Genomic DNA, 26057 nt, shown 5'->3' with positions numbered 1-26057 from the left:
AAAAATGAACACCCCTGAACATTCCGAACTGGGCAAATCGTCTGCCTATGTGGATCAGTACGACGCCTCGCTGCTGTTTCCGATTCCGCGCCTGGCCAAGCGGCTTGAGATGGGTGTTGGCGCCACGCCGATCTTTTTTGGCGCCGACCTGTGGACCGCGTTCGAGCTCAGCTGGCTCAACCTGCGCGGCAAGCCGCAGGTGGCGCTGGCGCAGTTCATCGTGCCCTGCGAGACGCCCAACATCATTGAAAGCAAGTCCTTCAAGCTCTACCTGAACAGCTTCAACAACACCCGCTTTCCAGACGCGGCTGAAGTGCAGGCGCGGCTTCGAGCCGACATCAGCGAGGCCGCCTGGCGCGGCGCGCCGCAGGCCTCGACGGTGGGCGTCAAGCTGCTGCTGCCCGAGATGTTCGACCGCGAGGACGTGGCCGAACTCGACGGCCTGAGCCTGGACCGGCTCGATGTGGAATGCAGCCGCTACACGCCCGCGCCCGATCTGCTGAGCGCCGTGTTCGATGAACCGCCGGTCAGTGAAGTGCTGACCAGCAACCTGCTGAAAAGCAACTGCCTGGTCACCGGCCAGCCCGACTGGGGCAGCGTGCGCATCGCCTACAGCGGCCCGCAGATCAACCAGGAAGGCCTGCTGCAGTACATCGTCAGCTTTCGCAACCACAACGAGTTTCACGAGCAATGCGTCGAGCGCATCTTCATGGACCTCTGGACGCGCTGCAAGCCGGTCAAGCTGACGGTGTACGCCCGCTACACGCGCCGTGGCGGGCTCGACATCAACCCGTTTCGCACCAGCCACCCGCAGGCGATTCCGCCCAATATCCGCATGGCACGGCAATAAACGGGCCAGCCATCCGGCTCGGCAGCACTGGCACCGCATCCAGCGCGCCCGGCTTTTTCAGACCCGGCGGCGCGGCACCACGCTCAGTTGCACGCTTATTCTGCCGGGGGAGGCCGTGACGGTATGGGTTTGCACCGGCAGGTCCAGCAACTGGTCGGCCTGCCAGACCCGGACCTGGGCCGGGCCGTCGGGCAGGTCGTCAAACATTGCCAGGCCGTCGGCTGTGGTTTTGGCGGCCCACGGCGATTCGCTCGCATAGACATAGCCGCGCATCGAGCCGTGAATGAAGCAGCCCAGCAGCGTGGCGCTCAGGGCGCCCGCCTTGTCGAGCGTGACGTCCACGGCCTTGGGCGCCTTGCCGTCTGATTTGCCTTCCAGCCGCAGTTCAAAGCCGGCTTTTGACGCATTGAACTGGCCCATGCCGGCAGGCGATGAGCGCACATGGTGGTCCCACGGATCGTTGTTGATGAAACTGAGTTTTGCGCCCACCGGCACCAGGGTGACGCCCGGCATGAACTGCATTTTTTCCTGGGTGATGGTGGCCTGCACCGGCAGCGGCGTTTTGGGCAGCACCGACTTGTTGTCCGGCAGCACGACCACCACCGCATTCGGCACCGGCTTGCCTTCCTTGTCCACCACGGAGACGACCAGGCTGCCGGCAAAGGCGCCTGCGCACGCGGCCATCAGGGCGCTGGAGAGCAGTAATTTTTTCATGCGCTTCCTCGCTTAACGCACGGTGATGACGTCGCGGTGCATGGGCGCCAGCAGGGCGAGCATTTCGTTTTGCTGGCGAAAGGGAATGCCCCTGGCGTCCATGCTGAGCTGCAGCACCTCGACCAGCGCATGAAAGTCCGATTTCTTGATGTCCAGCTCGGCATGCGCGGTCTTCATGTCGGCGCCCTTGTACACGCAGGGTCCGCCGCCCAGCGCGCAGAACTGCTCGACCAGCTGCTCCTTGACCTGCTGCTGGTTGGCCGGCTTGAAGTGCGGGCCGGTGCGCGGGTCCGCCAGCAGGCGCGTCATGAAGTCGTCCATCAGCGTCACCAGGCCGGGTTTTTCGCCGAAGGCCTTGTACAGCTGGTCGTTCATGGGCAGGGTCTGGGCGCTGGACGTGCCAGCCATCAGCAAGCCGGCAGCGGCCAGCGCGAAAGAGAGGATGGTTTTTTTCACGGTTTTTCCTTGATTGGGATGTGCTGGCATGGGTTTAAAAAGCGACCTGGGCCGACAGGTAGTAGCCGGTCTGCTTGCGGCTGGCGGTGGTGGCCGGCACGATGACGCCCAGATCGACATAGGCCAGCGTCAGTGACAGGTTCTTGTTCGGTGCCCAGGCGATGAACACGTCCTTCCAGTCGCTCGCGCGCAGGCCGTCGCCCAGCCCGGCCGCGCGCCCGGCGTTTTCCAGCCGGTTGCCCATGAAGCGGTATTCGGCGCCCACGGCAATGTTTTTGCTGACCAGATAAGCCAGCGACAGCTCGGGCTGCAGCCGGTAGCTGTCTTCATTGCCGCCCAGCGTGGCGCCAAAACCCAGCAAACCGTTCTGGTTGGCCTTGGTTGCGCGCAGGGTGCCGTTGAGCAGCAGGCTCTGGCCCAGCAGCAGCTTGGTGGCGCTGACGTAGAAATCGGTCCCGTGGCGCTTGGCGCCCAGCGCATCGAGCGTGGCGTCCAGCCCGGTCGAGCCGAGCTGCTTGAACTGCACGCCCACGGCCACTTGCGGCACCAGCGTGTCGCTGTCGAGCACCGCATCGCCCAGCACCCGCACCTTGGCGCCGACGATGGTCTGCTTCAGGTGCAGCCCCGGCAGGCCCAGCGCCGTGCCGGTGCCGCGCGTGTTGAAGTCCTGCTGCGCAATCGACAACTCGTAGCGGTCGTGAATGCCGATGGCCGCGCCGTAGATGTTGAGCCCATAGTCTTTGGTGCCCACAGTCGTCACGTAGGCCGAGCCGCCCACTTCGCCCTCGGTCGCATTGCTGCCAATCACCGCCCAGGGCGTCAGGCCGCCGCCGGCGGCGCCTTCAATCGTGCTGACGCCGCCGGTCAGCAGCAGTTTGCCAGTGTCGGCGTGGGCGCCGGCGCCCAGCAGCGCGGCGCAGGCCGCTATCAGGGGAAGTGCGAGTCGGGTCTTCATGGCCATCCAGTCATAGGGTTTGTGTTGAAAAAAGATTCAGATGTAAGTACATGTGAATTCTTGATACGTTGCACGAACCTGACTGGATTCAACTATTTTCAGGCTGCCCCACGCCTGCGGCGAATCAACTCAATTTGCTGCGCCAGGAGCCTCCAGCGTGAAGTAGAAAACCGCGCCTTGGCCCGGCGCGGACTCGGCGGACACCATGCCGCCATGGCGGGTCACGATGCGGTGCACGGTGGCCAGCCCGACCCCGGTGCCGGGAAATTCGCTCTCCGAATGAAAGCGCTGGAAGGCGCCAAACAGGGTGCTGGCGTTTTTCATGTCAAATCCCGCACCGTTGTCGCGCACAAAAAACCGGGCCTTGCCAGTTTCGCCGGGCTCGCGGCCAAAGTGAACCGTGGCGCCCGGTGTTCTTGAGGAGTATTTGAGGGCATTGCCCAGAAGGTTCTGCAGCACCGAATGCACCAGCGACGGGTCGCCCCGAGCCACCAGGCCGGGTTCGACATGCACCTGTGTCTCCAGTTCGGGCGAGGTGGTGCGAATGGCGTCCAGCACTTCCTGCGCCATCATGGAAAGGTCGCAGCTGCATACGTTGAGCATGCTTGACGTGGATTGCGCCAGTTCCAGCATGGACTCGATGAGCTGCCCCATGCGGTCGGCGTTGGCCTCGATGCGCGCCATGTAATGCGCTGAACGGCTGCCATGCGGCAAGTCGGCTGATTTCCTCAGCATGGCGCAAAAGCCCTTGATGGAGGCCAGCGGAGCGCGCAGGTCGTGCGAGGCCGAAGCCGAGAAGGCACGCAGGCTTTCATTGGTCAGCTCCAGCTCTTCGCTTCGCTGGGCGATGGCTTCATTCAGCGCGGCGATGGCCCGGGCGTCATTCTCGCGTCCGGTGACATCGTGCTGGATGCCCACATAGTGCGTCAGCGTCCCGCTGTCGTTGAGCACCGGCGACACCGTCAACTCGTTCCAGAACCCGGTGCCGTCCTTGCGAAAGTTGCGCAGCAGCACGGTGGACTCCACGCCGTTGGCTATTGCTGTGCGAAGGGTCTGCAGCCCCGGCTGCGTTGTCAGGCCGCCCTGGAGAAACCGGCAATCGTTTCCGATCACATCCTGGGGCTCATAGCCGGTCATGCGATAAAACGCCGGGTTGGCATAGACCAGGGGAAACTCGCCATCGCTCGCCTGTCCAATGGTGATTCCGTTCTGGCTCGATGCAATGGCCCGGTGGAGCAGCACACGCTCGGAATGCTTTCTTTCGCTTTCGGCTTTGACGCGCTCCCAGATGCTTTTCATGTGATTCCTTGGTGGGATATCCACTCTACATTAGCGCTACGCTCGTTGTGCTGACGCACGCCCAGGCGCCAAGCCTGTCAGACGAATGAATTTAAGGCATCAAACAGGCATTTTGCGCAATAGGAACGGGCTTGAATAGCTATCAATAGCCTAGCAACTTCGGCGCGGTTCCGGCTGAAAATGTAGAGGAAGCTTTCGTTCCGGCCGGGCCGGTTGCGCTAGCTCCAGGACGGAAAGAGTGGGTAGCTTGCTATGCTTTCAGGAGCTGTCTGCGCCCGTCCTGATTGCGCAGAAGGCCAATTTTGTTCATGAACTGGGGCTTCGCCCGCCTTGACCAGCGCGCTGGCGCGCACGCCGAGCAGACGCAGCCTTTGCTCCAGCGGCACGCGCTTGAGGCACAGGCCGGCCAGCTTGCGGATGGTTCGCGCGTCATCGGTATAGGCCGGCGCCGTCTGGTCGCGTGTCGCGATCCTGAAATCGTCATAGCGCAGCTTGATGCCGATGGTCCTGGCGACATAGCCCTTGCGCTGCAGGTCGGCGGCCACCTGCTCGCACAGCCGGGTGAAGATCGCGCCCAGTTCGGCCTTGTCGCGCACCGCGTGCAGGTCGCGCTCGAAGGTGGTTTCGCGGCTCATGCTGACCGGCTCGCTCTCAGTCACGACCGGGCTGTCGTCGCGGCCCCAAGCGACCTCATGCATCCAGGCGCCCGTCGCCTTGCCGAACTGGCTGATCAAAAACTGCCGGTCCAGCGCCGCGAGTTCGCCGATGGTCTGGATGCCAAGGCGCGCCAGTTTTTCGCCCGCCTTGGGGCCGATGCCGTTGATCTTGCGCACGTTGAGCGGCCAGATCAGGGTTTGCAGATCGGCCTCGCGGACAATCGAAATGCCGTTGGGTTTGTTGAATTCGCTGGCCATCTTGGCCAGCAGCTTGTTGGGCGCCACGCCGATGGAGCAGGTGAGGCCGGTCTTCTCGAAAATTGCCCGCTGGATCAGCCGCGCCAGCGCCCGGCCGCCTTCGCGCTGGCCGCCGGGAACGCCGGTGAAGTCGATGTACACCTCGTCGATGCCCCGGTCCTGCATCAGCGGCGCGACCTCGGCAATCGTGCTCTTGAACAGGCGCGAGAAGCGGCGAATCTCGTCAAAATCCACCGGCAGCACGATGGCCTGCGGGCACAGCTTGGCCGCTTTCATCATGCCCATGGCCGAACCGATGCCGAACTGCCGCGCCGCATAGGTTGCGGTGGTGATGACGCCCCGGCCGACGTAATCCTTGAGCAGCGGAAATTCGGCCACCGGAATGAAACGCAGTGCCCGCTCGCCGTGGCTGGCCAGCAGCGCCTCATCGACCGTGCGCCGCCCGCCGCCAATCACCACCGGCAGGCCCTTGAGCTGCGGATAGCGCAGCAGCTCGACCGACGCAAAGAATGCATCCATGTCGAGATGGGCAATGCGGCGGATGTCGCCGCCGGCTGACGGGCCGGGGCTGGGCGTGCCGGGCGGGAAGGGTGTGCTCACCTATGCAAGCATAGCGGCCTTGCCCGTCGCAGGTCTTGCGTAAACTCCCTGCATGCCGGTTTGCGGCATCAAAAATTTAAAAAAGGAATGCCCGTGCCGCACAGGATTGACCCCAGGAAATGGATGCCCAAACGCCTTGCCGCCCGGCTGATGCCGGCGCTGTCGGCCGTGTCGCTGGTGCTGGCTGCCGGCTGCACCCGGATTGAAACCGGCGAGGTCGGCTTGCGCATCAATTTCGACAAGACGACGGACCCGACCGAGCGCCTGCCGGGCTCGTTCAACCAGACCCTGATCGGCGACATCGTGACCTTCAAGATCCAGGATGTGGCGGTGGCGGTGGACAACATGACGCCGCTGGCCTCGGACAACTCGACGGTCAAGGACTTTGACATGACCGTCGTCTATAACGTCAACCCGACGGCGGTTTCCGAGTTGTGGACCACCAAGAACCGGACGTTTCACGGCATTTCCGAAAAAGGCGGCGACATTTTGCTGATGCAGAACTATGTGGCGCTGAGCGCGCGCAATGCCGCCTACAAGGTGGCGCGCGAATACGAATCCCTGAAGATGGCCGACAACCGGCCGTTGATCGAGCAGAAAATCCGCGAGAACGTCATCAAGACGCTGACCGAGGAAAAGCTGGCCGACAAGATCACCGTGTCGCAAATCCAGGTGCGCGCCATCACGCCGGCCGATGTGATCGTCAACAGCGCCAACGAGCTGGTGCGGGCGCAAAACGAGCTGAAAACCAAGGAAGTCGAGGTCCAGACCGCCAAAAAAGAGGCCGAGCGCATCGCCGCGCTGAACGCCAATGCCGGCGCCATCGGCTACATGAATGCCATGGCCAACCTGAAGATCGCCGAAGGCGTGGCCGCCGGCAAGGTCCACACCATCGTCGTGCCCTACGACTTCAAGGGCATCGTGAACGCCAAGTAGCCTGAGCGGGTGCCAGCCAATCCCGATCACCCGATAGCCCGGCGGCTTACAGGCCCGCACGCCACAAGCCGACAGAAGTTCCGCCGGGCGGGGTGAAGACTGAATGGTTCAATCAATTCATGAAAGCACCCCGCCATGCACTACGTGACTGCCGGCGACGGCACCCAACTCTATGTCAAGGACTGGGGCAGCGGCCCACCGGTGATTCTGCTTCATGGCTGGCCGCTGTCATCGGACAGCTGGGACGACCAGGCCATGGCCATTGCCGAGGCGGGCTTTCGTGCCATTGCCTATGACCGGCGCGGATTTGGCCGCTCTTCACAGCCCTGGACGGGCTATGACTACAACACCCTGACCGATGACCTGGCCGCCGTGATCACGCAAACCGGCGTGCAGGACGCGGCGCTGGTCGGCTTTTCGATGGGCGGCGGCGAGGTGGCGCGCTACATGTCGCGCCACGCCGGACGCTCGGTGTCCAAAGCCGCGCTGATCTCCTCGGTGGTGCCTTACATGCGTCAGACCGACGACAACCCGGAAGGCACCGACCAGGGCGTTTTCGTCGAGATGCTTCAGGCCATGAAGGACGACCGGGCGCAATTTTTCGCCACGTTTTTCAGGGAATTTTTTGGTGTCAGCCTGATGTCGCACCCGGCCAGTGACGAAGTCATCGACTGGGCGCGCAGCATGGCGATGCAGGCCAGCCTGAAGGCCACGCTGGAATGCGCCAAGTCCTTTGCCACGACCGACTTCCGGCCTGACCTGGCGGCGTTCAAGGTTCCGACGCTGATCATTCATGGAAATGAGGACAACACCGTGCCGATTGACGCGTCCGGGCGCGCCGCCGCCAAAGGCATCGCCAATGCCAGGCTGATCGAGTACGACGGCGCGCCGCACGGCGTGCAGGTCACGCACAAGGACCGGCTGAGCGATGACCTGATCGATTTTCTGCGCGATTGATGCGATTAACGCGGCGGACCCGCCGCTGCGTCAGGTGTCGTGCTGCAGGTAAACAGTGGTGTCCGTGTGTAAACCGCTGCTGACAGCCCAAAGCCCGAAGTCCAGAATATTTCCTTGTTCCCCCAGGCAGTCTCGCTGCCCATGGGGTGAATGGCGGCGATGGACAGCCAAGGGAGTACGTCATGAAACGATGGGTCAAGTGGACATTGGGCGCGCTTGCCGCGCTGGTGGTGGTGGCAGCGGCGGCGGCCGTGGTGGGTACGCAACTGGCCGAGCGCAAGAGCCAGCGCCAGGTCAGGCTGAATCTTCAGCCGGTCACCTGGGCAACGGCGGTGGCCGCGCCCGATGCAGCCACGCTTGAGCGCGGCAAGTACCTGTTCAATTCGCGCGGCTGCGCCGAATGCCATGGCAGCAACGGCGCCGGACGCGAGTTCATCAACGACGGCAAGGGGCTGCGCATCGCCGCGCCCAACATCTCGCCGGGCGAAGGCAGCGTGGTGGCGCGCTACACGCCCGAAGACTGGGAGCGCACCGTGCGCCATGGCGTCAAGCCCAATGGCCATCCGGTATTCATCATGCCCAGCGAAGACTACAACCGCCTGACCGATGACGACCTCGCCGCAGTGGTGGCTTATGCCAAAAGCCTGCCGCCGGCCAAGGGACGCGCGGCGGTGGTGGAACTGTCGCTGCCGGTCAGGCTGATGTACGGCTATGACGCGATCCAGGATGCGGCGCAGAAGATTGACCATTCCCTGCCTCCGTCGCAGCCGATTCCCGCCGCAGTGAATGCCGAGCACGGCGCCTACGTCGCCAACATGTGCATCGGCTGCCATGGCCCCGGCCTGTCCGGCGGCAAGATTCCCGGCACGCCGCCCGACTGGGCAGCGGCCGCCAACCTGACGCCCGGCCAGGGCAGTGCGCTGGCCCGCTACCCGGATGCCGGGAAGTTTGTCGCCATGCTGCGCAGCGGCAAGCGCCCCGACGGCACGGCCATCACGGTGATGCCCTTCGAGTCGCTGCGCCAGCTCAACGATGTCGATGCGCAGGCGGTGTATGCGTACTTGAAGACCGTGCCGGCCCGGCCGTTCGGGCAGCGCTAGGGCGCAGGCTCAAAGCAAAAGCAGTCTGCGCAGGAAATTTGCCAAATTTGCAATGTGTCTTCACATCAGGCCAATCAAGCCGGTTGCCGGCGCATTCGATGCAGGGCTGGCTTTGAGGCCGCTACTCAATCGTGAGTCTATCGAACCAGCGCAATCCCGCAGGCACATCACCGCGCTCTGCGGGCGTAAAAGGGGGAACTGCAAGATTCTCTGGCGGTACGCCGATCTGGTTCAAGTCCACCGCCTGCGGCTTTCCTTCCAGCCCGCGTTCTGTCCGGCTTAGCTGGTAATACACGCCATTCCATAACTTCGCCCCAAAGTCTCGGGGCTGCTTGTAGAAGAACAACAGCGAGTGCTCCAGCCATGCGAAATCCGTCATGCTCACGGTGGCCGGGTGCGCATACGGGTAAGGCACATGGCACATGACTTCACCCATCCCTTCGACACACTTGAATTCACGCATGGAGAGGAAAAAGTCCTTCAGGCGGGTGGGGTCCATCTTGAGCGTGAACACCACTTGCTCACCCCGTGGTTCAAAACGCACCGTGCCCACAGGAATGATCTGGCCGTCGCGCCCGTGCAACCGGATGGTCTGCGTTCCGGCCAGCTCCCAGGCCCCCGCGAAGCCGCTGAAGGTCAATCCACCGGCCACCAAGGCACAGGCCAGGCAGCGCCAAAGGGTGAAAAATTGCATGACGGCTCCCGGTGAGTTGATTCATGGTGAAGAGGACGCAAACGGAATCAATAGGTTCCTGGCAGCAAAATGCTTTTGTCCACCGCGCCGATTTGGGTGCGGCCGCAAAACGCCATGGTGATGTCGAGTTCCTTGTGGATGATCTGCAGCGCCTTGGTCACGCCGGCCTCGCCCATGGCGCCCAGGCCATAGACCATGGCCCGGCCAATCAGGGTGCCGCGCGCGCCCAGCGCCCAGGCCTTGAGCACGTCCTGGCCGGAGCGGATGCCGCCGTCCATCCACACTTCAATCTCCGAACCCACGGCTTCGACGATGGCGGGCAGGGCGGTGATGCTGGACTGCGCGCCGTCGAGCTGGCGGCCGCCGTGGTTGCTCACCACGAGGGCGTCGGCACCGCTTTGCACGGCGAGCCGGGCGTCTTCCACATCCTGGATGCCCTTGAGGATCAGCTTGCCGCCCCATTGTTCCTTGACCCAGGCCACGTCGGCCCACGACAGGCGCGGGTCGAACTGCTCGTTGGTCCAGGCCGACAGCGAATTCATGTCGCTCACGCCCTTGACGTGGCCGACCAGGTTGCCAAAGGTGTGGCGGCGCGTGCCGGCCATCCCTAAGCACCAGCGCGGCTTGGTCATGAGGTTGATGATGTTGGCCAGCGTCGGTTTGGGGGGCGCTGTCAGGCCGTTCTTCAGGTCCTTGTGGCGCTGGCCGATCACCTGCAGGTCCAGCGTCAGCACCAGCGCGTCGCAGCCGGCCTTGCGGGCGCGCCCGATCATGGCGGCCATGGCTTCGCGGTCGCGCATCATGTAGAGCTGGAACCAGAAAGGCCGCTGCGTGCTGGCCGCGATGTCCTCGATGGAGCAGATGCTCATGGTCGAGAGGATGAAGGGAATGCCGAATTTTTCAGCCGCCCTGGCCGCCTTGATCTCGCCGTCGGCATGCTGCATGCCCGTCAGGCCCACGGGTGCAATCGCCACCGGCATCTTCACATCGACGCCGACCATTTTGGTGGCCGTCGAGCGGTTTTCCATGTTCACGGCGACGCGCTGGCGCAGCTTGATGGTCTGGAAATCGGCCTCGTTGGCGCGGTAGGTGCTTTCGGTCCACGAGCCGGAATCGGCGTAGTCGTAGAACATGCGCGGAACGCGTTTTTGCGCCATCACGCGCAGGTCTTCAATGGTGGTGATCACGGTCATGTTGTCTCCTGAAGCGCCTGATGCTAGCGGTTTGAGCGTTCCTGGCGAGTGAATAAATTTTTCAGGGGAGAAATTTATTTCAACAAGGCTTGCCATTGAATGGGGCGGTGGATAGCCTCCGATTTGGTCCGGCTTGAGGGCTGAAGGAGCAAGCCTGTGTAAAGTATGATTTTGTATCAATATAGTTACGTTTGCATGTAACTATATTGATACATGTCAGTGTTTCGCCAGCATGGAATCGCATAATTAAATCGTTTCCACTTCAAAAAAAGGCCATTTTGCTAACAAACTCCGGCTTTCTTCCGACCCGTCCGGACTCCCTGAGTCCTGAAAAAGCGCGCCCAACCACGCTGACCCAGTTGCTCAGGGCGACGCAGGATCTGAAGCTTGAACCCATCATCACGCTGGCGACGGCCCTGGAGCAACTCGGATTGCTCCATCCCCGCGAGATTGAGATGCTGACGGATGAAGATCCGCAGTTGCTGCGCAGCCGGTCGCCAGAGTTGGTGGAGCGCCTGCTGCTGACGCCTGAAGACCTGCACCATGCGCTGGCGCGCACCGCCGGCATCGTCGAGGTGGATGCGGCCAATTTCATGCTGCCTGGGCGGGGGTTCGATGGCCAGTTGCTGCGCAAAATGCGCAACCACGACCTGCTGTTCCTGGGGGAGGCTGACGAGACGCTGTTCATCGCGAGCTGGCATCCCACTGACGAGGACATGCATCACCACCTGTGCACCCTGACCGGCCGTAGCGTGCGGGTAGTCTGGGCTGACCGTGATGCGATTGTGGCGCGCCTGGAGCGCATGGACCCCCTGGCGCCAAAATGGACCCACGAGCATGACATGTTCACGGCGCACCAGGCCGTCAAGCGCAAGGCATTGACAACGCCGCTTCCAGCCACCAACGCCGTGACCGTCCACGATCAGGACATGGCGCATTTGATGGACGAAGCCGTGCAGGGGCTGTCATCGGTACAGCCGCGCAAAGCCCCGCAAGAGCTTGACGAGTCCAGCGATTCGCCCATCATGGTGCGCATGGTCAAGCGCCTGATCATGGACGCGCAGGCCCTGCATGCGTCCGATATTCACATCGAGACCAATCCGGGCGAGGAGTTCAGCCGCATCCGCCTGCGCCGCGACGGCGACCTGGAGCTGTACCAGAAGCTCTCGCCCCGGCTGCGCGCGGCGATGGTGTCGCGCATCAAGGTGATGGCGCGGCTCGATATTTCCGAGCATCGCCGGCCGCAGGACGGCAAGATCAGTTTCAGCGAGTTCGGCGGCGACCCCCTGGAACTGCGGGTGTCCATCATGCCGACGCACGACGGCATGGAGGACGTGGTGATGCGGCTGCTGGCTTCCTCGAAGCCGGTGCCGCTGGCCAAACTGGGCCTGCAGCCGCGCGATGCCGAGGCGGTGGCGCGCATGTCGGCGCGCTCCTTCGGCCTGATCCTGGCGGCCGGCCCGACCGGATCGGGCAAGACCACCACGCTGCACTCGATGCTGGCCGAGATCAACACCGAGGAGCGCAAAATCTGGACCGCCGAGGATCCGATAGAAATCACCCAGCCCGGCCTGCGCCAGGTGCAGGTCAACCCGAAGATCGGGCTGACCTTTGCCAACGCCATGCGGGGGTTCTTGCGGGCCGACCCGGACGTCATCATGATCGGCGAAATCCGCGATACCGAAACCGCCAGGATTGTCATTGAAGCCTCGCTGACCGGCCACCTGGTGCTGTCAACCCTGCACACCAACAGTGCCTCCGAGAGTGTCGTGCGCCTGCTGGACCTGGGCATGGATGCGATGAACTTCGCCGATTCGCTGGTCGGCATCGTGGCGCAGCGGCTGGTCCGGTCGCTGTGCGCGCATTGTTCGCAAAAGGAGCCGCTGCTGCCCGGGCAATTTTCTGAACTGGTCAAGGAATACGTGCAGGCCTCGCCCCTGAGCGAGGAAGAGGGCGCCCGGCGCCTGCTGGCCGCCGCCGGGGTTCAGACGCCCGAGGAGGTCACGCTCAAAACGGCGCAGGGCTGCGACCACTGCGGCGGCAAGGGCTACAAGGGGCGAATGGGCATCTATGAAATCCTGGAAAACAGCCCGACGCTGCGGCTGCTCATCCAGCGCAATGCCCGGCCCACCGAGATTTATAAAGAGGCGATTCGCTCGGGCATGCGCAGCCTGCGCCATGACGCGCTGGAAAAATGCTTTCAAGGCCTGATCGACCTGCATCAGGCGCGCCTGGCTTATCTGTGATCAGCCCGATACCCCGGGGTCAGGCTGCGCAACAGAATTCTTGTGCCTTTGACCCCGGCGGCATGCGCGTTTGCGCAAGGAGCGAGACTCTTGATCCGGCCTGACTCAGGCTCAACCTGGTCCCCAGGCCTGTGGTGCAGGCATGCGCCTTGATGCGGCATCTGCTGGCAGCTGGCAGTTGTCAACTGCACCGCATAATAATGTGGCACTTTTTGAAAGTCCACCTTTTGCCCACAGATTCCGGCTTTCTTTCGACCCGTCCAGACTCTCTGGGTGATGCAGAGCCGCGCCCGACCACGCTGGCCGGGCTGCTGCAGATGACACAGACACTTAAGTCCGAACCCATCATCACTCTGGCGGCCGCGATCGAACAACTGGGTTTGCTCAATCCCCGGGAAATTGATGCGCTCATGCGCGAAGACCCGCAGTTGCTGCGCAGCAAGTCGTCTGAACTGGTGCGGCGCCTGCTGCTGACGCGCGAAGATATTCACCATGCGCTGTCGCGCACCGCCGGAATCGTCGAGGTGGATGCCGCCAACTTTGTGCTGCCAGACCGCACATTTGATATCCAGCTGCTGAGCATCATGCGCGCGCATGACCTGCTGTTTTTGGGGGAGGCCAACGAGACGCTGTTCGTGGCCACCTGGTATCCCACCGACGAGAAACTCCACAACCGCCTGCACATGATGACCGGCCGCAGCGTGAGGATGGTCTGGGCGGACCGCGATGCCATCGTGGAGCGCCTGGAGCGCATGAATCCTCTTGCGCCAAGGCAGGCCCCCGAGGAGGAGCGACAGAAAACGCATGAGCCCGTCATGCCCAAAGTGTCCAATGGTCCGGTCTCTGCTGCTGGCACTGAAGAGCCCGCAGAGCAGGACATGCAATACCTGATGGCCGAGGCGGTTCGGACCATGGCATCGGGCCAGACGCAGGAGGAACTCGATGAACTCAGCGATTCACCCAGCATGGTGCGCATGGTCAAGCGCCTGATCATGGACGCGCAGGCCCTTCGTGCGTCCGATATTCACATCGAAACCAATCCGGGCGAGGAGTTCACCCGCATCCGCCTGCGCCGCGACGGCGACCTGGAGCTGTACCAGAAGCTCTCGCCCAGGCTGCGCGCGGCCATGGTGTCGCGCATCAAGGTGATGGCGCGGCTTGATATTTCCGAACGCCGCCGGCCGCAGGACGGCAAGATCAGTTTCAGCGAGTTCGGCGGCGACCCCCTGGAACTGCGGGTGTCCATCATGCCGACGCACGACGGCATGGAGGACGTGGTGATGCGGCTGCTGGCTTCCTCGAAGCCGGTGCCGCTGGCCAAACTGGGCCTGCAGCCGCGCGATGCCGAGGCGGTGGCGCGCATGTCGGCGCGCTCGTTCGGCCTGATCCTGGCGGCCGGCCCGACCGGATCGGGCAAGACCACCACGCTGCACTCGATGCTGGCCGAGATCAACACCGAGGAGCGCAAAATCTGGACCGCCGAGGATCCGATAGAAATCACCCAGCCCGGCCTGCGCCAGGTGCAGGTCAACCCGAAGATCGGGCTGACCTTTGCCAACGCCATGCGGGGCTTCCTGCGGGCCGACCCGGACGTCATCATGATCGGCGAAATCCGCGACACCGAAACCGCCAGGATCGTCATTGAAGCCTCGCTGACCGGCCACCTGGTGCTGTCAACCCTGCACACCAACAGCGCCTCCGAGAGTGTCGTGCGCCTGCTGGACCTGGGCATGGATGCGATGAACTTCGCCGATTCGCTGGTCGGCATCGTGGCGCAGCGGCTGATCCGGTCGCTGTGCGCGCACTGTTCGAAAAAGGGGCCGCTGCTGCCCGGGCAATTTTCTGAACTGGTCAAGGAATACGTGCAGGCCTCGCCCCTGAGCGAGGAAGAGGGCGCCCGGCGCCTGCTGGCCGCCGCCGGGGTTCAGACGCCCGAGGAGGTCACGCTCAAAACGGCGCAGGGCTGCGACCACTGCGGCGGCAAGGGCTACAAGGGGCGAATGGGCATCTATGAAATCCTGGAAAACAGCCCGACGCTGCGGCTGCTCATCCAGCGCAATGCCCGGCCCACCGAGATTTATGAAGAGGCGATTCGCTCGGGCATGCGCAGCCTGCGCCATGACGCGCTGGAAAAATGCTTTCAAGGCCTGATCGACCTGCATCAGGCGAGCCTGGCTTATCTGTGATCAGCCCAGGACGGACTCAAATCCGGGTTTGAAACACAGGCTTGGCCTGCGAATTGCTTGACCCCGCCAGGGAATCGGCCCGGTTGGCAAAAAACTGTGAACTTCATCGCGTTTTTACAGCTCCGTACCTGTCCCACCTGGTTGCAACACGACATTCAAGGCCCTTTTTTGACATCCTCCCCGCCATTTAATGGAGGGGGATTCCCACTGCTGGCGTGCCATGCCCGGCACGGGAACCAAACTTCTTCACGATATTTCTGGCGGCATTCACATCTCTGTCATGCACACCTCTACAGCCCGAACAAACCCAATTCCTTATTCCAAGGCCTGCGATACCTTTCGGCCTCGAATCGGGCAAGGCGCCGCAATCCGAACAGGTCTGGGTTGTATAACTCTCACTCACTTCTTCAAACCACGCGCCATGCTTAACAGCCTTGTACGCGAGTTGACTTCTGAAGGACGACCAGCCCGCATCGAGAACGGACTTGGCCATGGTCGTTTTGGCAAGTCCTGCGGCGTTCACGTTACCCACCGCAATGTAGTCAAACTCGCGCACCAGCCGGGTGCTGAGCTGGTGGTGAAAGTCGTTGCGGCGATGGGCCATCTGCGCGTGTATCGCCGTGACGCGTTTCTTTTTGTTCGCCCGCTGCGCAACTGCCAGCGCTTGTTCGGCGCCCCGGTAGATGCGCTGGGTTTTAATCTTCTCGCCCGTGGACAGGGTGGCGAAGTCCTTGAGGCCCAAATCAATGCCAACGCCCTTGACGGGCTGGCGAACATCAGCCGCAACAGCTTGCACCTCGATCACGATGTTCAAAAACCAGTGGCCCCGGCTGTCTCTGGAGAAGTTCGTCCCGTCCTTGATCTTGCCTGCGGGCAGCGCGCGGCTGTTGAATACGCGAAAAGTGTTGCCCGCAAAGCGAAATGCATCGCCTTCGCGCTTGAGTTCGCGGCCCTTGAGGGGCACCCAGCCCAAGGACTTCTTCCCGCGATAGCGCAACCAGGGGCGCTTTTTCTGGCTGCGCGACTTGGCGTACTGCTCGCACACAGCGTTCACCGTACCCGAATGCAGCCCAAGTTCACGGCTAGCGCCGCTGGTGAGCTTGTTCAGATCGAACCCGGTATGCCAGGGCCGGCCAAAACGCAAGGCGTCTTTTTGCCGGTCGTTGCAGAAGTTCCAGACGAAGTTCACCGCCCGGCTTTGCTGGTTCAGCAAGCCAGTGAGCGACTTCACCCGGTATCTGTACACCAGGATCATTTTTGCTTTTTCAGGAAGTCGTCAATGGCGCGGCGAATCAACTCTGCGACCGAAAGCCCCGTTTGCGCAGACAAAGCCTGGAGTCTTTCCACTGAAGGCTCGGCAAGGTAGATATTGGTTCTTTTCATGCCCACATCGTACATCCATCAAGAGGAGTAAGAACGATGCAAATACAGCAGCCCGGCAGCTTCGTTGCCGCCCTCTACCTCCCCGGCCTGAAGGCTGGGGTTTCTCGGGAAAACCAATGATGACTGACCTGCCGACACCCCCGCGCAAAGGAAAAATCGTTTGCCCGCAATGCGGAGAGACCGCCATCCGCGTAAAGCGAAGACTGCGTGACCGTCTTGTGAGTCTGCTCAAGCCTGTCAAGCGTTATCGCTGCAGTTTTTGCGACTGGACAGCACTCCTGCCCCTTAAAGATGCACGGGAACACTGAGCGTTCTACCGCGTTGCATCCCTTGCTTTGCACTTGGCGCACGCCGGCACCGCGAACTTCCAGCTCAATCTCTTCAGCCACCTTGCCGCTGGCATCGGGCAGTTGCGCCTTCAGCGCTGAACGCCAGGATAAAATTTTATGATTTTTAGGCTTTTTAGGCCTTTTGCGCTTGATGGGAAAGCGTTTTAAGCTCCTGAATCAATAGCAAAAACGGATGGCTCGATGCCCAAATCAAGCATTCGCCGCGCACGGTTTTATTTGAAATTATGCGTCTTACATAATTATTAGAATAACGTAAAAATTCATAAACCATGACCTTCCGCCGTACCGCCCTCGCACAAGAAATGGCCAGGCAACTGCTGCGGCCCACATTTCTCGACACCTCATTGCGCTCCGGGCTCTTTCTTTCAGGGCAACGGCGGGTGGGCAAGACCACGTTTCTGGCCACTGACCTGATTCCGGCGCTGCAGGATTTGGGCGCCATCGTCATTTACGTTGACCTGTGGAGCCAGCCGCAAGCCAATCCGGCGAACCTGGTCCACAACGCCATCCGCAAGTCCTTGCATGATCTGCAAACCCCGGGTTCGGCGATGCTCCAGAAACTGAAACAGCTGTCCAGCGTCGAGGCCGGCGCTGCCGGCTTCAAATTTGGCTTCAAGCTCGCCGATGTCGGCAAGGAGGGCGGCGTCAGCCTGGCGCAGGCGTTCACCGAGCTTGTCGAGCAGTCGAAAACAGACGTGGTGCTGATCATTGACGAAGTGCAGCATGCGCTGGGAAGTGCGGATGGCGACAGCCTGCTGCACGCGCTCAAAGCCGCGCGTGACGCCATCAACACCCGGCCCGCAACGCCGGGCCACTTTCTGTTCCTCGGCACCGGCTCGCATCGCGCGCGCGTCCAGGAGCTTTCCCTCAAGGGCAACCAGGCGTTCAACGGCGCGGTAACGCATGAGTTTCCGGTACTCGGGCTGGACTTTATTGAATATGTCCTGCAACAGGTCGGGCCGCAATTGGGCGTCATGGCGCCTTCGGCAGGCGTCACCGAAGAGGCGTTCAGGAGAATGGGCAGCCGGCCCGAAGAACTGATGAAGGCACTCAGTGTCTTGCGTGCCTTGCCCCCGGGCGCGAACCCTGATGAGCATTTGCCCACCATTGCCCAGGCGTTTGGCGCTGCGGCGGCGGATATCGAGCTGCAAAAGATAGAAGCCTTTGGCCCGCTGGCGCAAGCCGTGTTTTCACATATCTGCGGGATTGGGGGCAACGTCAAGGGCGTGTTCACCGGGGATGCGCTGAAGGAATACTCCATCCAGATCGGCCGGGAAGTGAGCGCCCAGGAAGTGCAGGGCGTTCTTGGCATGATGACTTCCGCCAACCTGCTGATGCGCGTCAAGCATGGGCACTATGGCGTGACGGACAGCTTTGTCGAAAAAGCCTGGGGGACACGGTTGCAGGCCGACAAGCTCTTGCGGCCTGATGGCCTGCCCGGCCAGGATGGCTCGGCTTGAGCCGGCAAACCGGCGAAAGGGTCGCAGGCTGCTGCTGAATTCACAGCGTGCGACGCCATTGCCTTAATCCAGGCTGATATTCTTGCGCTTGATCAGTTGTTCGTACACCTTGGCCTTGGCATCGGCGTTGCGGCGGATCTCGGCGGGTGACCAGGTGATGGTCTCGAAAGCGAAGGTATTGAAGCGCGCCTTGACTTCGGGGTCTGCCAGTACCTTGAGAACGTCGGCGTTGATCTTGTTGGCCACATCGGCCGCAATGCCTTTCGGGGCCACCAGCGAGACAAAAGAGTTCACCTCGAAGCCGGCTGGGCCGCCTGCCTCGGCCACCGTCGGAACCTCCGGCATCTGGGGAATGCGTTTGGGCGCGGCGACGGCCAGGTAGCGGATCTTGCCGGCCTTGAACATGCCCTGGCTCGATGGAATGCTGGCCATGCTCCACTGAATGTCGCCGGCGCCGACCGAGGTGAAGAGCTGGGACACTTCCCGGTAAGCCACATGGGTCATTTCAAGCTGCTCAAGCAGTTCGAGTTGCTCGCCGCCCAGATGCCCGGGACTGCCAACGCCCCAGGACCCGTAGCTCACCTTGCCCGGTGCGGCCTTGGCGGCAGCCACCAGGTCTTTCATGCTCTGCCATTTGGAGTCGGTTGCCACCGCCACCAGGAACGGCGTGCGAAAGAGCGGCGCAACGGGGTCGAAGTTGTCCAGCGTGACAAACTTCCTGGACTTGTACAGCAGCGGCAGGGCGGCCAGGTGTTCACTGTCGAGTTGCAGCAGGGTGTAGCCGTCTGGCGCGGCGCGGCGCGTCGATTCGATGGCGATGAAACCGCCGCCGCCGGGCCGGTTGGTGATGAGGACAGGCTGATTCCATAGTTTCGACAGCTTGTCCGCCACCTGGCGCAGCACGGCATCGGGGCCGCTGCCCGCGGCAAAGGCGGTGACGAGGTTGACGGGCTTGTTCGGGAAAGGGGCGTCAGCCTGCGCCGAAAAGCTGGTGCCCAGAAGACCCAGGCAAAGGGCGGACCAGCGCGCCAGGGAGCGCAAGCCCGCGCGGCGGGGAAGTGATGGAAGATTCATGGGAATACGTTTAAACAGGTTGAAAAACTTGCAGGGAACCAGGGCAAAAGGGCTGCACCGCTGCCATCCAGCACGGCAAGAGTCCAGTGGCCTCAAGCTTGGGGCTCAAGCCGCGTCGGGCTGCAGCGCCGGCGCTGCCAGGCGAAAGGCGTCCAGCCTGGCGCAGGCGGCATCGACCGCAGCCATCCGGGGCCAGCGCTGCATGTCAACCTTGAAGCGCCGCGCACTCTCGACCTGCGGCACCAAATACACATCGGCCAGCGTGGGGGCGTTGCCAAAGCAGAAGTCGCCCCGCTGGCTGTCAGCGGCCAGCAAAGCCTCGAAGGCATCAAACCCGTCGCTGATCCAGGTGGCGCACCAGGCGTTCACCGCATCTTCGCTGGCACCGAGTTGCTTGCGCAGGTACTCCAGAATGCGGCGATTGTTGATCGGGTGGATGTCGCAGCCGACGATGGCCGCCAGCGCACGCACATGGGCACGGTCGTCGGCGTTGCCTGGCAACAGCGCTGGTGTGGGGTGCGTCTCTTCCAGCCATTCGATGATGGCGGGCGACTGGATCAGCACCTTGCCGTGCACCTCCAGCGCCGGCACCAGCATCTGCGGGTTGACGGCTTTGAACTCGTCCTTCAGGTGCTGCTCGGTGCGCAGGTCAACCGCCACGTACTGCGTCTGCAGCCCTTTGAGGTTGAGCGCAATGCGCAGCCGGTGCGAGGTGCCGCTGCGGAAAAAGTTGTAGAGCTTCATGGTAGCGACTTTATTCGGCCGGGCCGACGTTCAGGGCGATCCCGGCAACGCCTGCGACGTGGCCTTCGATGCGGTCACCCGCCACCACCGCGCCCACGCCTTCGGGCGTGCCGGTGTAGATCAGGTCGCCGGGCTGCAGGTGGTAGAACAGCGACAGGTCGGCAATGATCTCGCGCACATTCCAGATCAGCTTGTTGACGTCGGATTGCTGCTTGGTCTGGCCATTCACCGCCAAGGCGATTTCGCCCTGGTCGATGATCACGCCGGGCATGGGAACGATCTCGCTGCAGACCGAGGACTGCTCCACGTCCTTGCCCAAGTCCCAGGGGCGGCCCTTGTCGCGGGCGACGAGTTGCAGGTCGCGGCGGGTCATGTCCAGGCCGGCGGCGTAGCCGTAAATCACCTGGTGGGCGTCTTCCTGCGACACGCGAAACGCCGGTTTGCCGATGGCAACCACCAGCTCCATTTCAAAATGGTAGTTGGCGGTTTCGGGCGGATAGGCCACGGTGGCGCCGCTTTCCACCAGGGTTTGCGGCGCCTTGGTGAAGTAGAATGGACGCTCGACGGACTTGTCCACCGGCTTGCCCATCTCGACGGCATGCGCATGGTAGTTGCGGCCGACAAAGAAGATGCGGTTGACGGGCAGGCGCTCGGCCTTGCCGCGCACGGGCAGCGATTGAATGGCGGGCGGGGTCCAGAGGTAGGCGGCTTGGGTCATGTTGGTTTCCTTGAAATGGGGGAAGGCTGTGTCAGCCGCGGTTCTCGAACACGCCGAGCTTGCGGTGCAGCGGCGACTCGTCGGCGATGAAGATGAAGGCGGGTGTATCTGCCGAGCTGTTGCTCAGGCTCACCTGGCTGTAGCCGGGCGCGCAGCAGGTGTCAGCCTCGGCCAGAGTGAACGCCTGGTCTTCAACCTGCACCTTGGCGCCGCCTTCGATCACATGGAACACCATCGCGGGCGAGCGCACCGGCAGCCTCAAGGTCTGGCCAGGGCGCAGCATCAGCGCGTAGTAGCCGAGGATGTTTTGCGCATCGTTGCCGGTTTCGGGGTTGACGTAGGTGAGCTGGACCGATTCGAGTTCCGGCTGGTCGTCCGCCAGGGCGACGAGCGCGGCGCGCGCCTCGACCCACGGGTAGCGCAGCATTGGATAGGCTTTGCCAGAACGCTCGAACATCGGCGTCGGCACCATGGCGCCACCGGCATAGACGCGGTCGCCGCGACCGGGCTTGACGGTCTGCCGGTCGCCGTCGATGTGGTAGGACGCCTCCATGTAGTACACCAGAGGCAAATCCAGCACATCGAGCCAGATCACCGGCTGGTCGCCGTCGTGGCCATGCTCGTGCCACAGGCCCGTGGGCGTGAGGATCAGGTCGCCCCGGCGCATCGGGCATTTCTCGCCATCGACCGTGGTGTAGGCGCCTTCGCCTTCGACGATCATGCGCACCGCGTTGGGTGTGTGGCGGTGCGACGGCGCCCATTCGCCGGGCAGCAGCAGCTGCATGCCCAGGTACATGGCGGCGCTGGCCTGCATCTTTTCCAGTCCATGGCCCGGATTGGCCAGCACCAGCACACGGCGCTCGGCTTTTTCAATCGGCGTCAGCTCGCCTGCCTTGAGCAGCAGCGGCTTGAGCGTCTGGTAGGACCAGGCGGTGGCGCGGGTTCGGGGCTGCGGCCTGGCCGGCGGCAGCACGGCGCGCAGGCTGGGCCACAGCGGCACCAGGTTGTGCTGCGTCAGTTCGTCACGGTAGTCCTGCGGCAGGTCTTCCAGACGCCCCAGCGTGTCAAAACGGTCTTGATCTTGCATAGCGAATTTCCTTTTCGGGTTCAGTGCGGCCGGGTGCCGGTCAGTCTTTGGCCAGGCAGTTGCCGACATTCCAGCCGTACAGCCATTCCATGGCGTCATAGAAGCGCTCGGGCGTGCGGCCCTTCCACAGGTCGTTGCGCACCAGGCGCTCAACGCCCTGGGCGTGGTAGATGCGTCCCATCTCGCGGCTCGACAGCACGATGCGGGCGGTGCGGGCGACCCGCGAGCGCTGGTACAGCTCGAACGCCTTGGGAAAATCGTTGTTGTTGACGCGCAGCGCCTCACCCAGCGTGACACCGTCTTCCATCGCCATGCAGGCGCCCTGCGCCATGTACTGCGTGGTCGGATGGGCGGCGTCGCCCAGCAGCGTGACGCGGCCGAAAGACCACTGGCCAATCGGTTCGCGGTCGGCCGTGGCCCAGCGCTTCCAGGTCTTGGGCAGGTCGATCAGCTGGCGCGCCTGCGGGCAGATGCCCTGGAAGTAGCTTTGCACTTCTTCCTTGCTGCCCTCGGTGACGCCCCATTGTTCGGGCTGGCGGCTGTGAAAGGTCACCACCACGTTGTACTGCTCGCCGCCGCGCAGCGGGTAGTGCACCAGGTGGCAGTTCGGGCCGACCCAGATGCTGGCGGCGTTCCATTGCAGGCTCTCGGGAAAGTCTTTCTTGTCCACCACGGCGCGGTAAACCACATGGCCGGTCACGCGGGCCGCATCGCCCACGAACTGCTCGCGCACCACCGACTTCACGCCGTCGGCGCCGATCAGCGCAATGCCCTTGTGGGCGTTGCCGTGCTGGTCATAAACGGTGACGCTGCCCTCGTCCTGCTCGATGCGCAGGGCCCGGGTCGAGGTCAGGAATTCGACCTTGCCGGTTTCCTGCGCGCCTTCGAGCAAGGACAGATGCACATCGACGCGGTGGATCACCGCGTAGGGGTTGCCAAAGCGCTGGCGGAAGGCTTCGCCGGTCGGGATGCGGCCCACCAGGGAGCCATCGATTGCGTCATGCATCACCATCTCGTCGGTATAGACCGCACGGCCACGGGCCTTTTCACCGATTCCCAGCGCGTCGAAGGCGTGAAAGGCATTGGGGCCGAGCTGGATGCCCGCGCCGATCTCGCCGATCTCGGGCGCCTGCTCCAGCACCTTGACGGAAAAGCCGCGCCGCACCAGTGCCAGCGCTGCGGCCAGGCCGCCAATGCCGCCGCCGGCAACCAGGACGGGCAAATCTGCAGGGTTGTCGCTCATGTTTTTTCTCCTGAAATGGTTGAGGGATTGAAAAGTTGCTAGGCTATAAGCGGCATGGCAAACTTATGCTAAGTGCACTGATGATAAGTGTAGTTATGATATAAATCATCGAAAATCAGGGATAACCCTTGGACTTGAAAATATATGGACAAACTACACAACAAGACAATTCACATTGACCAGATGCCTGGACACGCCATTCGGCGGCTGCACCAGATTTCGGTGGGAATCGCGCACCAGGAAGCGCAAGCGCTGAGCATCACGCCGGTGCAGTACGCCATCCTCCAGTCGGTGCACAACCACCCGAACACCGACCAGCGCACGCTCGCGAACCTGGTGTCACTGGACACCTCCACGACGGCGGGCGTGGTGGATCGGCTGGAGGCGCGTGGTCTGCTCACGCGCAATGCCTCGCCCGATGACCGGCGCGTGCGCTTGCTCACCCTGACCCCGGCGGGCGAGCAATTGCTGGCCGAAGCGATCCCGCGCATGGAAAGGGTCCAGGAACTGATCCTGGCGCCGCTGACACCCAGTCAGCGCATAGACTTCATGGAACTGCTGAACAAGCTGGTGAGCACGAACAACGAACTCAGCCGCGCGGCGCACAGCGACGCCAGGAAACTGGCATAGGCCTCGAGTTGCTGGTGCGCCCTCCGCTCAGCGCTTCCCCATCGGCCCGGCCTGCGCTGCCTTCACTCCCGCTCCCCGCACCTCCAGCCGAATTTCATCGAGCACTTCCCCGTGCTTCCCGACAATCCGCACCACATGCCGCCCCGGCCACGGCAACCACTGCGCGGTGGCGCCCCTGGCGAACACCTTGCCGTCCATCAGCCAGCGCAGGCTGTGTCCTTCGGCGCTGAACGTCAGGCGCTGGTGCGCCGGTGGGATGTCCGGGTCCAGCGCAATGATGGTGCCCGAAGCCGGGGCTGTGATGCGCGGCGGCGCAGCGGCTTCGACGGCTGAATTTTTGATGCTTTTCAGGCCTTTTGCGCTTGATGGGAGGGCGTTTTCAGCTCCTGAATCAATAGCAAAAACGGCTTGCTCGGTGCCCCGGATGAACCACTCGCTGCGCGCCGCTTCAAGCTGGTTGCCAAACTCCGCGCGGGTTTGCACCACGCCCGGTGGCGGGGTGGGCGCGCGGCTTGGTTCGGTCTGGTGCAGGTGCTTCATCAGCGCCGCCCAGACGGGCGCCGCGCCGCTGGTGCCGCTCACGTCCCACATCGGCGCGCCGCTGGCGTTGCCGACCCACACGCCGACGGTGTAGCGGCTGGAATAACCCAGCGCCCAGTTGTCGCGCATGTCCTTGCTGGTGCCGGTTTTCACCGCCGTCCAGAAACGCGTCGCCAGGATGCTGTCGGTGCCGAAGGTGCGGGCGCGCGCCAGCGGGTCGGCCAGGATGTCGCTGACGATGAAGGCGGCGCGCGGGTCCAGGGCGGGCAGGAAGCGGACAGCCGCCCCCACCCCGAACTGGACCTCGCTGAAGCGCCCGCCGTTGGCCAGCGTGCGGTAGGCGTTCGTCAGCGACAGCAGCGAGACCTCGGCGCTGCCCAGCGCCAGGCTGTAGCCGTAGTAGTCGCCCGATTCCTTCAGCGGCAGGCCGACCGCGCGCAGCTGCCGGGCAAACGCGTCGGGCGAGACCATCACGAGCGTGCGCACGGCCGGCACGTTGAGCGAGGCGCCCAGCGCGGTGCGGCTGGACACCAGGCCCTTGAACCGGCGGTCGTAGTTTTGCGGAATGTACAGGCCGCCGGCCGTCTGGATTTGCGACGACGAGTCTTCGAGCAGCGAGGCGGCGGTGATGCGCCGCTCGGCAATCGCCTGCGCATACAAAAAAGGCTTGAGGGTCGAGCCGGGCTGGCGCAGCGCCAGCACGCCGTCCACCTCGGCGGCGGCGCTGAGCATGCCCGAGGAGCCGACCCAGGCCAGCACCTCGCCGCTGGCGTTGTCGAACACGACGGCGGCGCCGTCCTCGACGTGGCGGCCGCGCAGCTCGCGCAGGTGCTGAGCAAGCGTCTGCACGGCGAAGCGCTGGAGCGGGGCGCGCAGGGTGGAATGAATCGTCTGGTTGCCGGGTTTCTGCGCCAAAAGCCTTCGCGCCAAATGCGGCGCAATGCCTTCGCTGGCCTCGAATGCCCGGCGCTGCAGCGCGCCCGTGGCGAACAGGTCCAGCCCGTCGCAGTCGATCTTCACGCCCGGCTGCATCAGTTTCATCACCGCGCAGGCGCGCTGAGCGACCTGCGCGGCTTTGGCATTCGGCGCCCGCACCAGCGCGCTGGCGACGGCGGCTTCGCGCTCGTCCAGTCCGTGCGCCGCCTTGCCGAACAGGGTGCGGCTGAGCGCGTCAATGCCGACCAGCTCGCCGCGAAACGGCACCAGGTTCAGGTAAGCCTCCAGGATCTGGTCCTTGCGCCAGCGCGCTTCGAGCCACTGGCTGGAAACCGTCTGGCCGATTTTCTGGCCCAGGCTGCGGCCTTGGGCGCCGGCCCGCAAGTCGGCGTCGAGCAGGCCGGCCAGCTGCATGCTGAGGGTGGACGCGCCCCGGGTCCGGGTGTTCCACAGATTGCCCCAGGCGGCGCTGGACACGGCGCGCCAGTCCACGCCGCTGTGCTCGTAAAAGCGCTTGTCCTCGCTGAGCACCAGCGCCGTGCGCAGGGCCGGCGAGATGTCGGCCAGCGCCACCCATTGGCCGCGCCGCACGCTGGCGTCCAGGCGCACGCGCTGGATGATGTCGCCGTCGCGGTCGAGCACCAGCGTGTCGGACGGCCTGAAATCGCGTTTTATTTGATCAAAAGTGCCGTTTGCGCACGCTGGCTGTGCGCAGGCAGCTATCAATAAAAGAGTAAAAATCCGCAAACCGGCGTCTTGCCGCAATCGCTTGAGAAGCACGGTTTCAGGCGG

General features: G+C 63.1%; 23 protein-coding genes. 8 read left to right on the top strand and 15 right to left on the bottom strand.

Annotation, left to right across the window (positions count from 1 at the left end; all coding sequences use genetic code 11):
• Positions 1-4: 4 nt before the first annotated feature.
• Complete coding sequence (gene queF / locus PNAP_RS15815; protein WP_011802533.1) at positions 5-850, top strand: NADPH-dependent 7-cyano-7-deazaguanine reductase QueF; 846 nt, start codon at positions 5-7, stop codon at positions 848-850.
• Positions 851-907: 57 nt separating this feature from the next.
• On the opposite strand, the gene PNAP_RS15810 is transcribed toward queF, so the two are convergent.
• The 5 genes from PNAP_RS15810 to PNAP_RS15790 all read right to left on the bottom strand — a co-directional run bounded on the left by PNAP_RS15810 (position 908) and on the right by PNAP_RS15790 (position 5788).
• On the bottom strand, positions 908-1564 hold the full coding sequence (locus PNAP_RS15810; protein ID WP_011802532.1) for a cupredoxin domain-containing protein: 657 nt from the start codon (positions 1562-1564) through the stop codon (positions 908-910).
• Between the two features lie 12 nt (positions 1565-1576).
• A complete protein-coding gene (locus tag PNAP_RS15805) occupies positions 1577-2020 on the bottom strand; it encodes a group I truncated hemoglobin (protein WP_011802531.1) in 444 nt (147 codons plus the stop codon).
• Positions 2021-2054: 34 nt separating this feature from the next.
• Positions 2055-2975 (bottom strand): DUF3034 family protein, encoded by a 921-nt coding sequence (locus PNAP_RS15800; protein ID WP_041377350.1) that lies wholly within the window; start codon positions 2973-2975, stop codon positions 2055-2057.
• A 129-nt stretch (positions 2976-3104) separates the two neighbouring features.
• A complete protein-coding gene (locus PNAP_RS15795) occupies positions 3105-4274 on the bottom strand; it encodes a sensor histidine kinase (protein WP_011802529.1) in 1170 nt (389 codons plus the stop codon).
• A gap of 218 nt (positions 4275-4492) precedes the next feature.
• On the bottom strand, positions 4493-5788 hold the full coding sequence (locus PNAP_RS15790; RefSeq protein WP_011802528.1) for a DNA polymerase Y family protein: 1296 nt from the start codon (positions 5786-5788) through the stop codon (positions 4493-4495).
• A gap of 123 nt (positions 5789-5911) precedes the next feature.
• On the opposite strand from PNAP_RS15790, the gene PNAP_RS15785 reads away from it, so the two are divergent.
• The 3 genes from PNAP_RS15785 to PNAP_RS15775 all read left to right on the top strand — a co-directional run bounded on the left by PNAP_RS15785 (position 5912) and on the right by PNAP_RS15775 (position 8781).
• Positions 5912-6724 (top strand): SPFH domain-containing protein, encoded by an 813-nt coding sequence (locus PNAP_RS15785; RefSeq protein WP_011802527.1) that lies wholly within the window; start codon positions 5912-5914, stop codon positions 6722-6724.
• Between the two features lie 135 nt (positions 6725-6859).
• A complete protein-coding gene (locus tag PNAP_RS15780) occupies positions 6860-7681 on the top strand; it encodes an alpha/beta fold hydrolase (RefSeq protein WP_011802526.1) in 822 nt (273 codons plus the stop codon).
• Positions 7682-7863: 182 nt separating this feature from the next.
• Positions 7864-8781 (top strand): c-type cytochrome, encoded by a 918-nt coding sequence (locus PNAP_RS15775; protein ID WP_011802525.1) that lies wholly within the window; start codon positions 7864-7866, stop codon positions 8779-8781.
• Positions 8782-8902: 121 nt separating this feature from the next.
• On the opposite strand, the gene PNAP_RS15770 is transcribed toward PNAP_RS15775, so the two are convergent.
• Positions 8903-9475, bottom strand: coding sequence for a hypothetical protein (locus tag PNAP_RS15770; RefSeq protein ID WP_011802524.1), 573 nt, complete (start codon positions 9473-9475; stop codon positions 8903-8905).
• Positions 9476-9522: 47 nt separating this feature from the next.
• The gene (locus tag PNAP_RS15765; RefSeq protein WP_011802523.1) at positions 9523-10668 is read right to left on the bottom strand and encodes an alpha-hydroxy acid oxidase; all 1146 of its coding nucleotides are present in this window, start codon (positions 10666-10668) and stop codon (positions 9523-9525) included.
• A 278-nt stretch (positions 10669-10946) separates the two neighbouring features.
• Between PNAP_RS15765 and PNAP_RS15760 the strand changes: the two genes are divergently transcribed.
• Both PNAP_RS15760 and PNAP_RS25075 read left to right on the top strand, forming a co-directional pair.
• Positions 10947-12914: a GspE/PulE family protein gene (locus PNAP_RS15760; protein WP_232290711.1), complete on the top strand. Its 1968-nt coding sequence runs from the start codon at positions 10947-10949 to the stop codon at positions 12912-12914.
• Between the two features lie 227 nt (positions 12915-13141).
• A complete protein-coding gene (locus PNAP_RS25075) occupies positions 13142-15100 on the top strand; it encodes a GspE/PulE family protein (RefSeq protein ID WP_232290710.1) in 1959 nt (652 codons plus the stop codon).
• A gap of 187 nt (positions 15101-15287) precedes the next feature.
• On the opposite strand, the gene PNAP_RS15750 is transcribed toward PNAP_RS25075, so the two are convergent.
• Both PNAP_RS15750 and PNAP_RS25760 read right to left on the bottom strand, forming a co-directional pair.
• Positions 15288-16355: an RNA-guided endonuclease InsQ/TnpB family protein gene (locus PNAP_RS15750; RefSeq protein WP_011802520.1), complete on the bottom strand. Its 1068-nt coding sequence runs from the start codon at positions 16353-16355 to the stop codon at positions 15288-15290.
• Positions 16352-16498, bottom strand: a complete 147-nt coding sequence (locus PNAP_RS25760; protein ID WP_083758057.1) for a ribbon-helix-helix protein, CopG family — start codon at positions 16496-16498, stop codon at positions 16352-16354. The genes PNAP_RS15750 and PNAP_RS25760 overlap by 4 nt, the downstream gene beginning before the upstream one ends.
• Positions 16499-17102: 604 nt before the next feature.
• Between PNAP_RS25760 and PNAP_RS15745 the strand changes: the two genes are divergently transcribed.
• A complete protein-coding gene (locus PNAP_RS15745) occupies positions 17103-18293 on the top strand; it encodes an AAA family ATPase (RefSeq protein ID WP_011802518.1) in 1191 nt (396 codons plus the stop codon).
• 63 nt (positions 18294-18356) lie between these two features.
• On the opposite strand, the gene PNAP_RS15740 is transcribed toward PNAP_RS15745, so the two are convergent.
• From PNAP_RS15740 to PNAP_RS15720, 5 genes are all read right to left on the bottom strand, one after another.
• Positions 18357-19367: a Bug family tripartite tricarboxylate transporter substrate binding protein gene (locus PNAP_RS15740; RefSeq protein ID WP_011802517.1), complete on the bottom strand. Its 1011-nt coding sequence runs from the start codon at positions 19365-19367 to the stop codon at positions 18357-18359.
• A gap of 105 nt (positions 19368-19472) precedes the next feature.
• Positions 19473-20111, bottom strand: coding sequence for a maleylacetoacetate isomerase (gene maiA, locus PNAP_RS15735; RefSeq protein WP_011802516.1), 639 nt, complete (start codon positions 20109-20111; stop codon positions 19473-19475).
• 10 nt (positions 20112-20121) lie between these two features.
• Positions 20122-20829, bottom strand: coding sequence for a fumarylacetoacetate hydrolase family protein (locus PNAP_RS15730; RefSeq protein ID WP_011802515.1), 708 nt, complete (start codon positions 20827-20829; stop codon positions 20122-20124).
• 31 nt (positions 20830-20860) lie between these two features.
• The gene (locus tag PNAP_RS15725; RefSeq protein ID WP_011802514.1) at positions 20861-21916 is read right to left on the bottom strand and encodes a cupin domain-containing protein; all 1056 of its coding nucleotides are present in this window, start codon (positions 21914-21916) and stop codon (positions 20861-20863) included.
• A 40-nt stretch (positions 21917-21956) separates the two neighbouring features.
• Positions 21957-23159 carry a 3-hydroxybenzoate 6-monooxygenase gene (locus PNAP_RS15720; protein WP_011802513.1) on the bottom strand — a complete coding sequence of 401 codons (1203 nt, stop codon included), beginning with the start codon at positions 23157-23159 and terminating at the stop codon, positions 21957-21959.
• Between the two features lie 144 nt (positions 23160-23303).
• On the opposite strand from PNAP_RS15720, the gene PNAP_RS15715 reads away from it, so the two are divergent.
• Positions 23304-23789 (top strand): MarR family winged helix-turn-helix transcriptional regulator, encoded by a 486-nt coding sequence (locus PNAP_RS15715; protein WP_011802512.1) that lies wholly within the window; start codon positions 23304-23306, stop codon positions 23787-23789.
• A gap of 27 nt (positions 23790-23816) precedes the next feature.
• Here the strand turns inward: PNAP_RS15715 and pbpC are convergent, their stop codons facing one another.
• Positions 23817-26045 carry a penicillin-binding protein 1C gene (pbpC, locus tag PNAP_RS15710; protein ID WP_011802511.1) on the bottom strand — a complete coding sequence of 743 codons (2229 nt, stop codon included), beginning with the start codon at positions 26043-26045 and terminating at the stop codon, positions 23817-23819.
• Positions 26046-26057: the final 12 nt, after the last annotated feature.

It is taken from the genome of Polaromonas naphthalenivorans CJ2 (genome assembly GCF_000015505.1).
Taxonomy (GTDB): Bacteria; Pseudomonadota; Gammaproteobacteria; order Burkholderiales; family Burkholderiaceae_C; genus Polaromonas; species Polaromonas naphthalenivorans.
Note: the sequence above shows the minus strand (reverse complement) of the source record. Positions and strands in the feature narration are given on the sequence as shown.

Bases quoted from the DNA above. Each gene is read 5' to 3' on its own strand.
- PNAP_RS15725 (WP_011802514.1), bottom strand. From the start codon at position 21,916: ATGCAAGATCAAGACCGTTTTGACACGCTGGGGCGTCTGGAAGACCTG.
- PNAP_RS25760 (WP_083758057.1), bottom strand. From the start codon at position 16,498: ATGTACGATGTGGGCATGAAAAGAACCAATATCTACCTTGCCGAGCCT.
- PNAP_RS15715 (WP_011802512.1), top strand. From the start codon at position 23,304: ATGGACAAACTACACAACAAGACAATTCACATTGACCAGATGCCTGGA.
- PNAP_RS15785 (WP_011802527.1), top strand. From the start codon at position 5,912: ATGCCCAAACGCCTTGCCGCCCGGCTGATGCCGGCGCTGTCGGCCGTG.
- PNAP_RS15770 (WP_011802524.1), bottom strand. From the start codon at position 9,475: ATGCAATTTTTCACCCTTTGGCGCTGCCTGGCCTGTGCCTTGGTGGCC.
- queF (WP_011802533.1), top strand. From the start codon at position 5: ATGAACACCCCTGAACATTCCGAACTGGGCAAATCGTCTGCCTATGTG.
- PNAP_RS15795 (WP_011802529.1), bottom strand. From the start codon at position 4,274: ATGAAAAGCATCTGGGAGCGCGTCAAAGCCGAAAGCGAAAGAAAGCAT.
- maiA (WP_011802516.1), bottom strand. From the start codon at position 20,111: ATGAAGCTCTACAACTTTTTCCGCAGCGGCACCTCGCACCGGCTGCGC.
- PNAP_RS15765 (WP_011802523.1), bottom strand. From the start codon at position 10,668: ATGACCGTGATCACCACCATTGAAGACCTGCGCGTGATGGCGCAAAAA.
- PNAP_RS15750 (WP_011802520.1), bottom strand. From the start codon at position 16,355: ATGATCCTGGTGTACAGATACCGGGTGAAGTCGCTCACTGGCTTGCTG.
- PNAP_RS15720 (WP_011802513.1), bottom strand. From the start codon at position 23,159: ATGAGCGACAACCCTGCAGATTTGCCCGTCCTGGTTGCCGGCGGCGGC.
- PNAP_RS15810 (WP_011802532.1), bottom strand. From the start codon at position 1,564: ATGAAAAAATTACTGCTCTCCAGCGCCCTGATGGCCGCGTGCGCAGGC.
- PNAP_RS15740 (WP_011802517.1), bottom strand. From the start codon at position 19,367: ATGAATCTTCCATCACTTCCCCGCCGCGCGGGCTTGCGCTCCCTGGCG.
- PNAP_RS15775 (WP_011802525.1), top strand. From the start codon at position 7,864: ATGAAACGATGGGTCAAGTGGACATTGGGCGCGCTTGCCGCGCTGGTG.
- PNAP_RS15745 (WP_011802518.1), top strand. From the start codon at position 17,103: ATGACCTTCCGCCGTACCGCCCTCGCACAAGAAATGGCCAGGCAACTG.
- PNAP_RS15730 (WP_011802515.1), bottom strand. From the start codon at position 20,829: ATGACCCAAGCCGCCTACCTCTGGACCCCGCCCGCCATTCAATCGCTG.
- PNAP_RS15800 (WP_041377350.1), bottom strand. From the start codon at position 2,975: ATGAAGACCCGACTCGCACTTCCCCTGATAGCGGCCTGCGCCGCGCTG.
- PNAP_RS15780 (WP_011802526.1), top strand. From the start codon at position 6,860: ATGCACTACGTGACTGCCGGCGACGGCACCCAACTCTATGTCAAGGAC.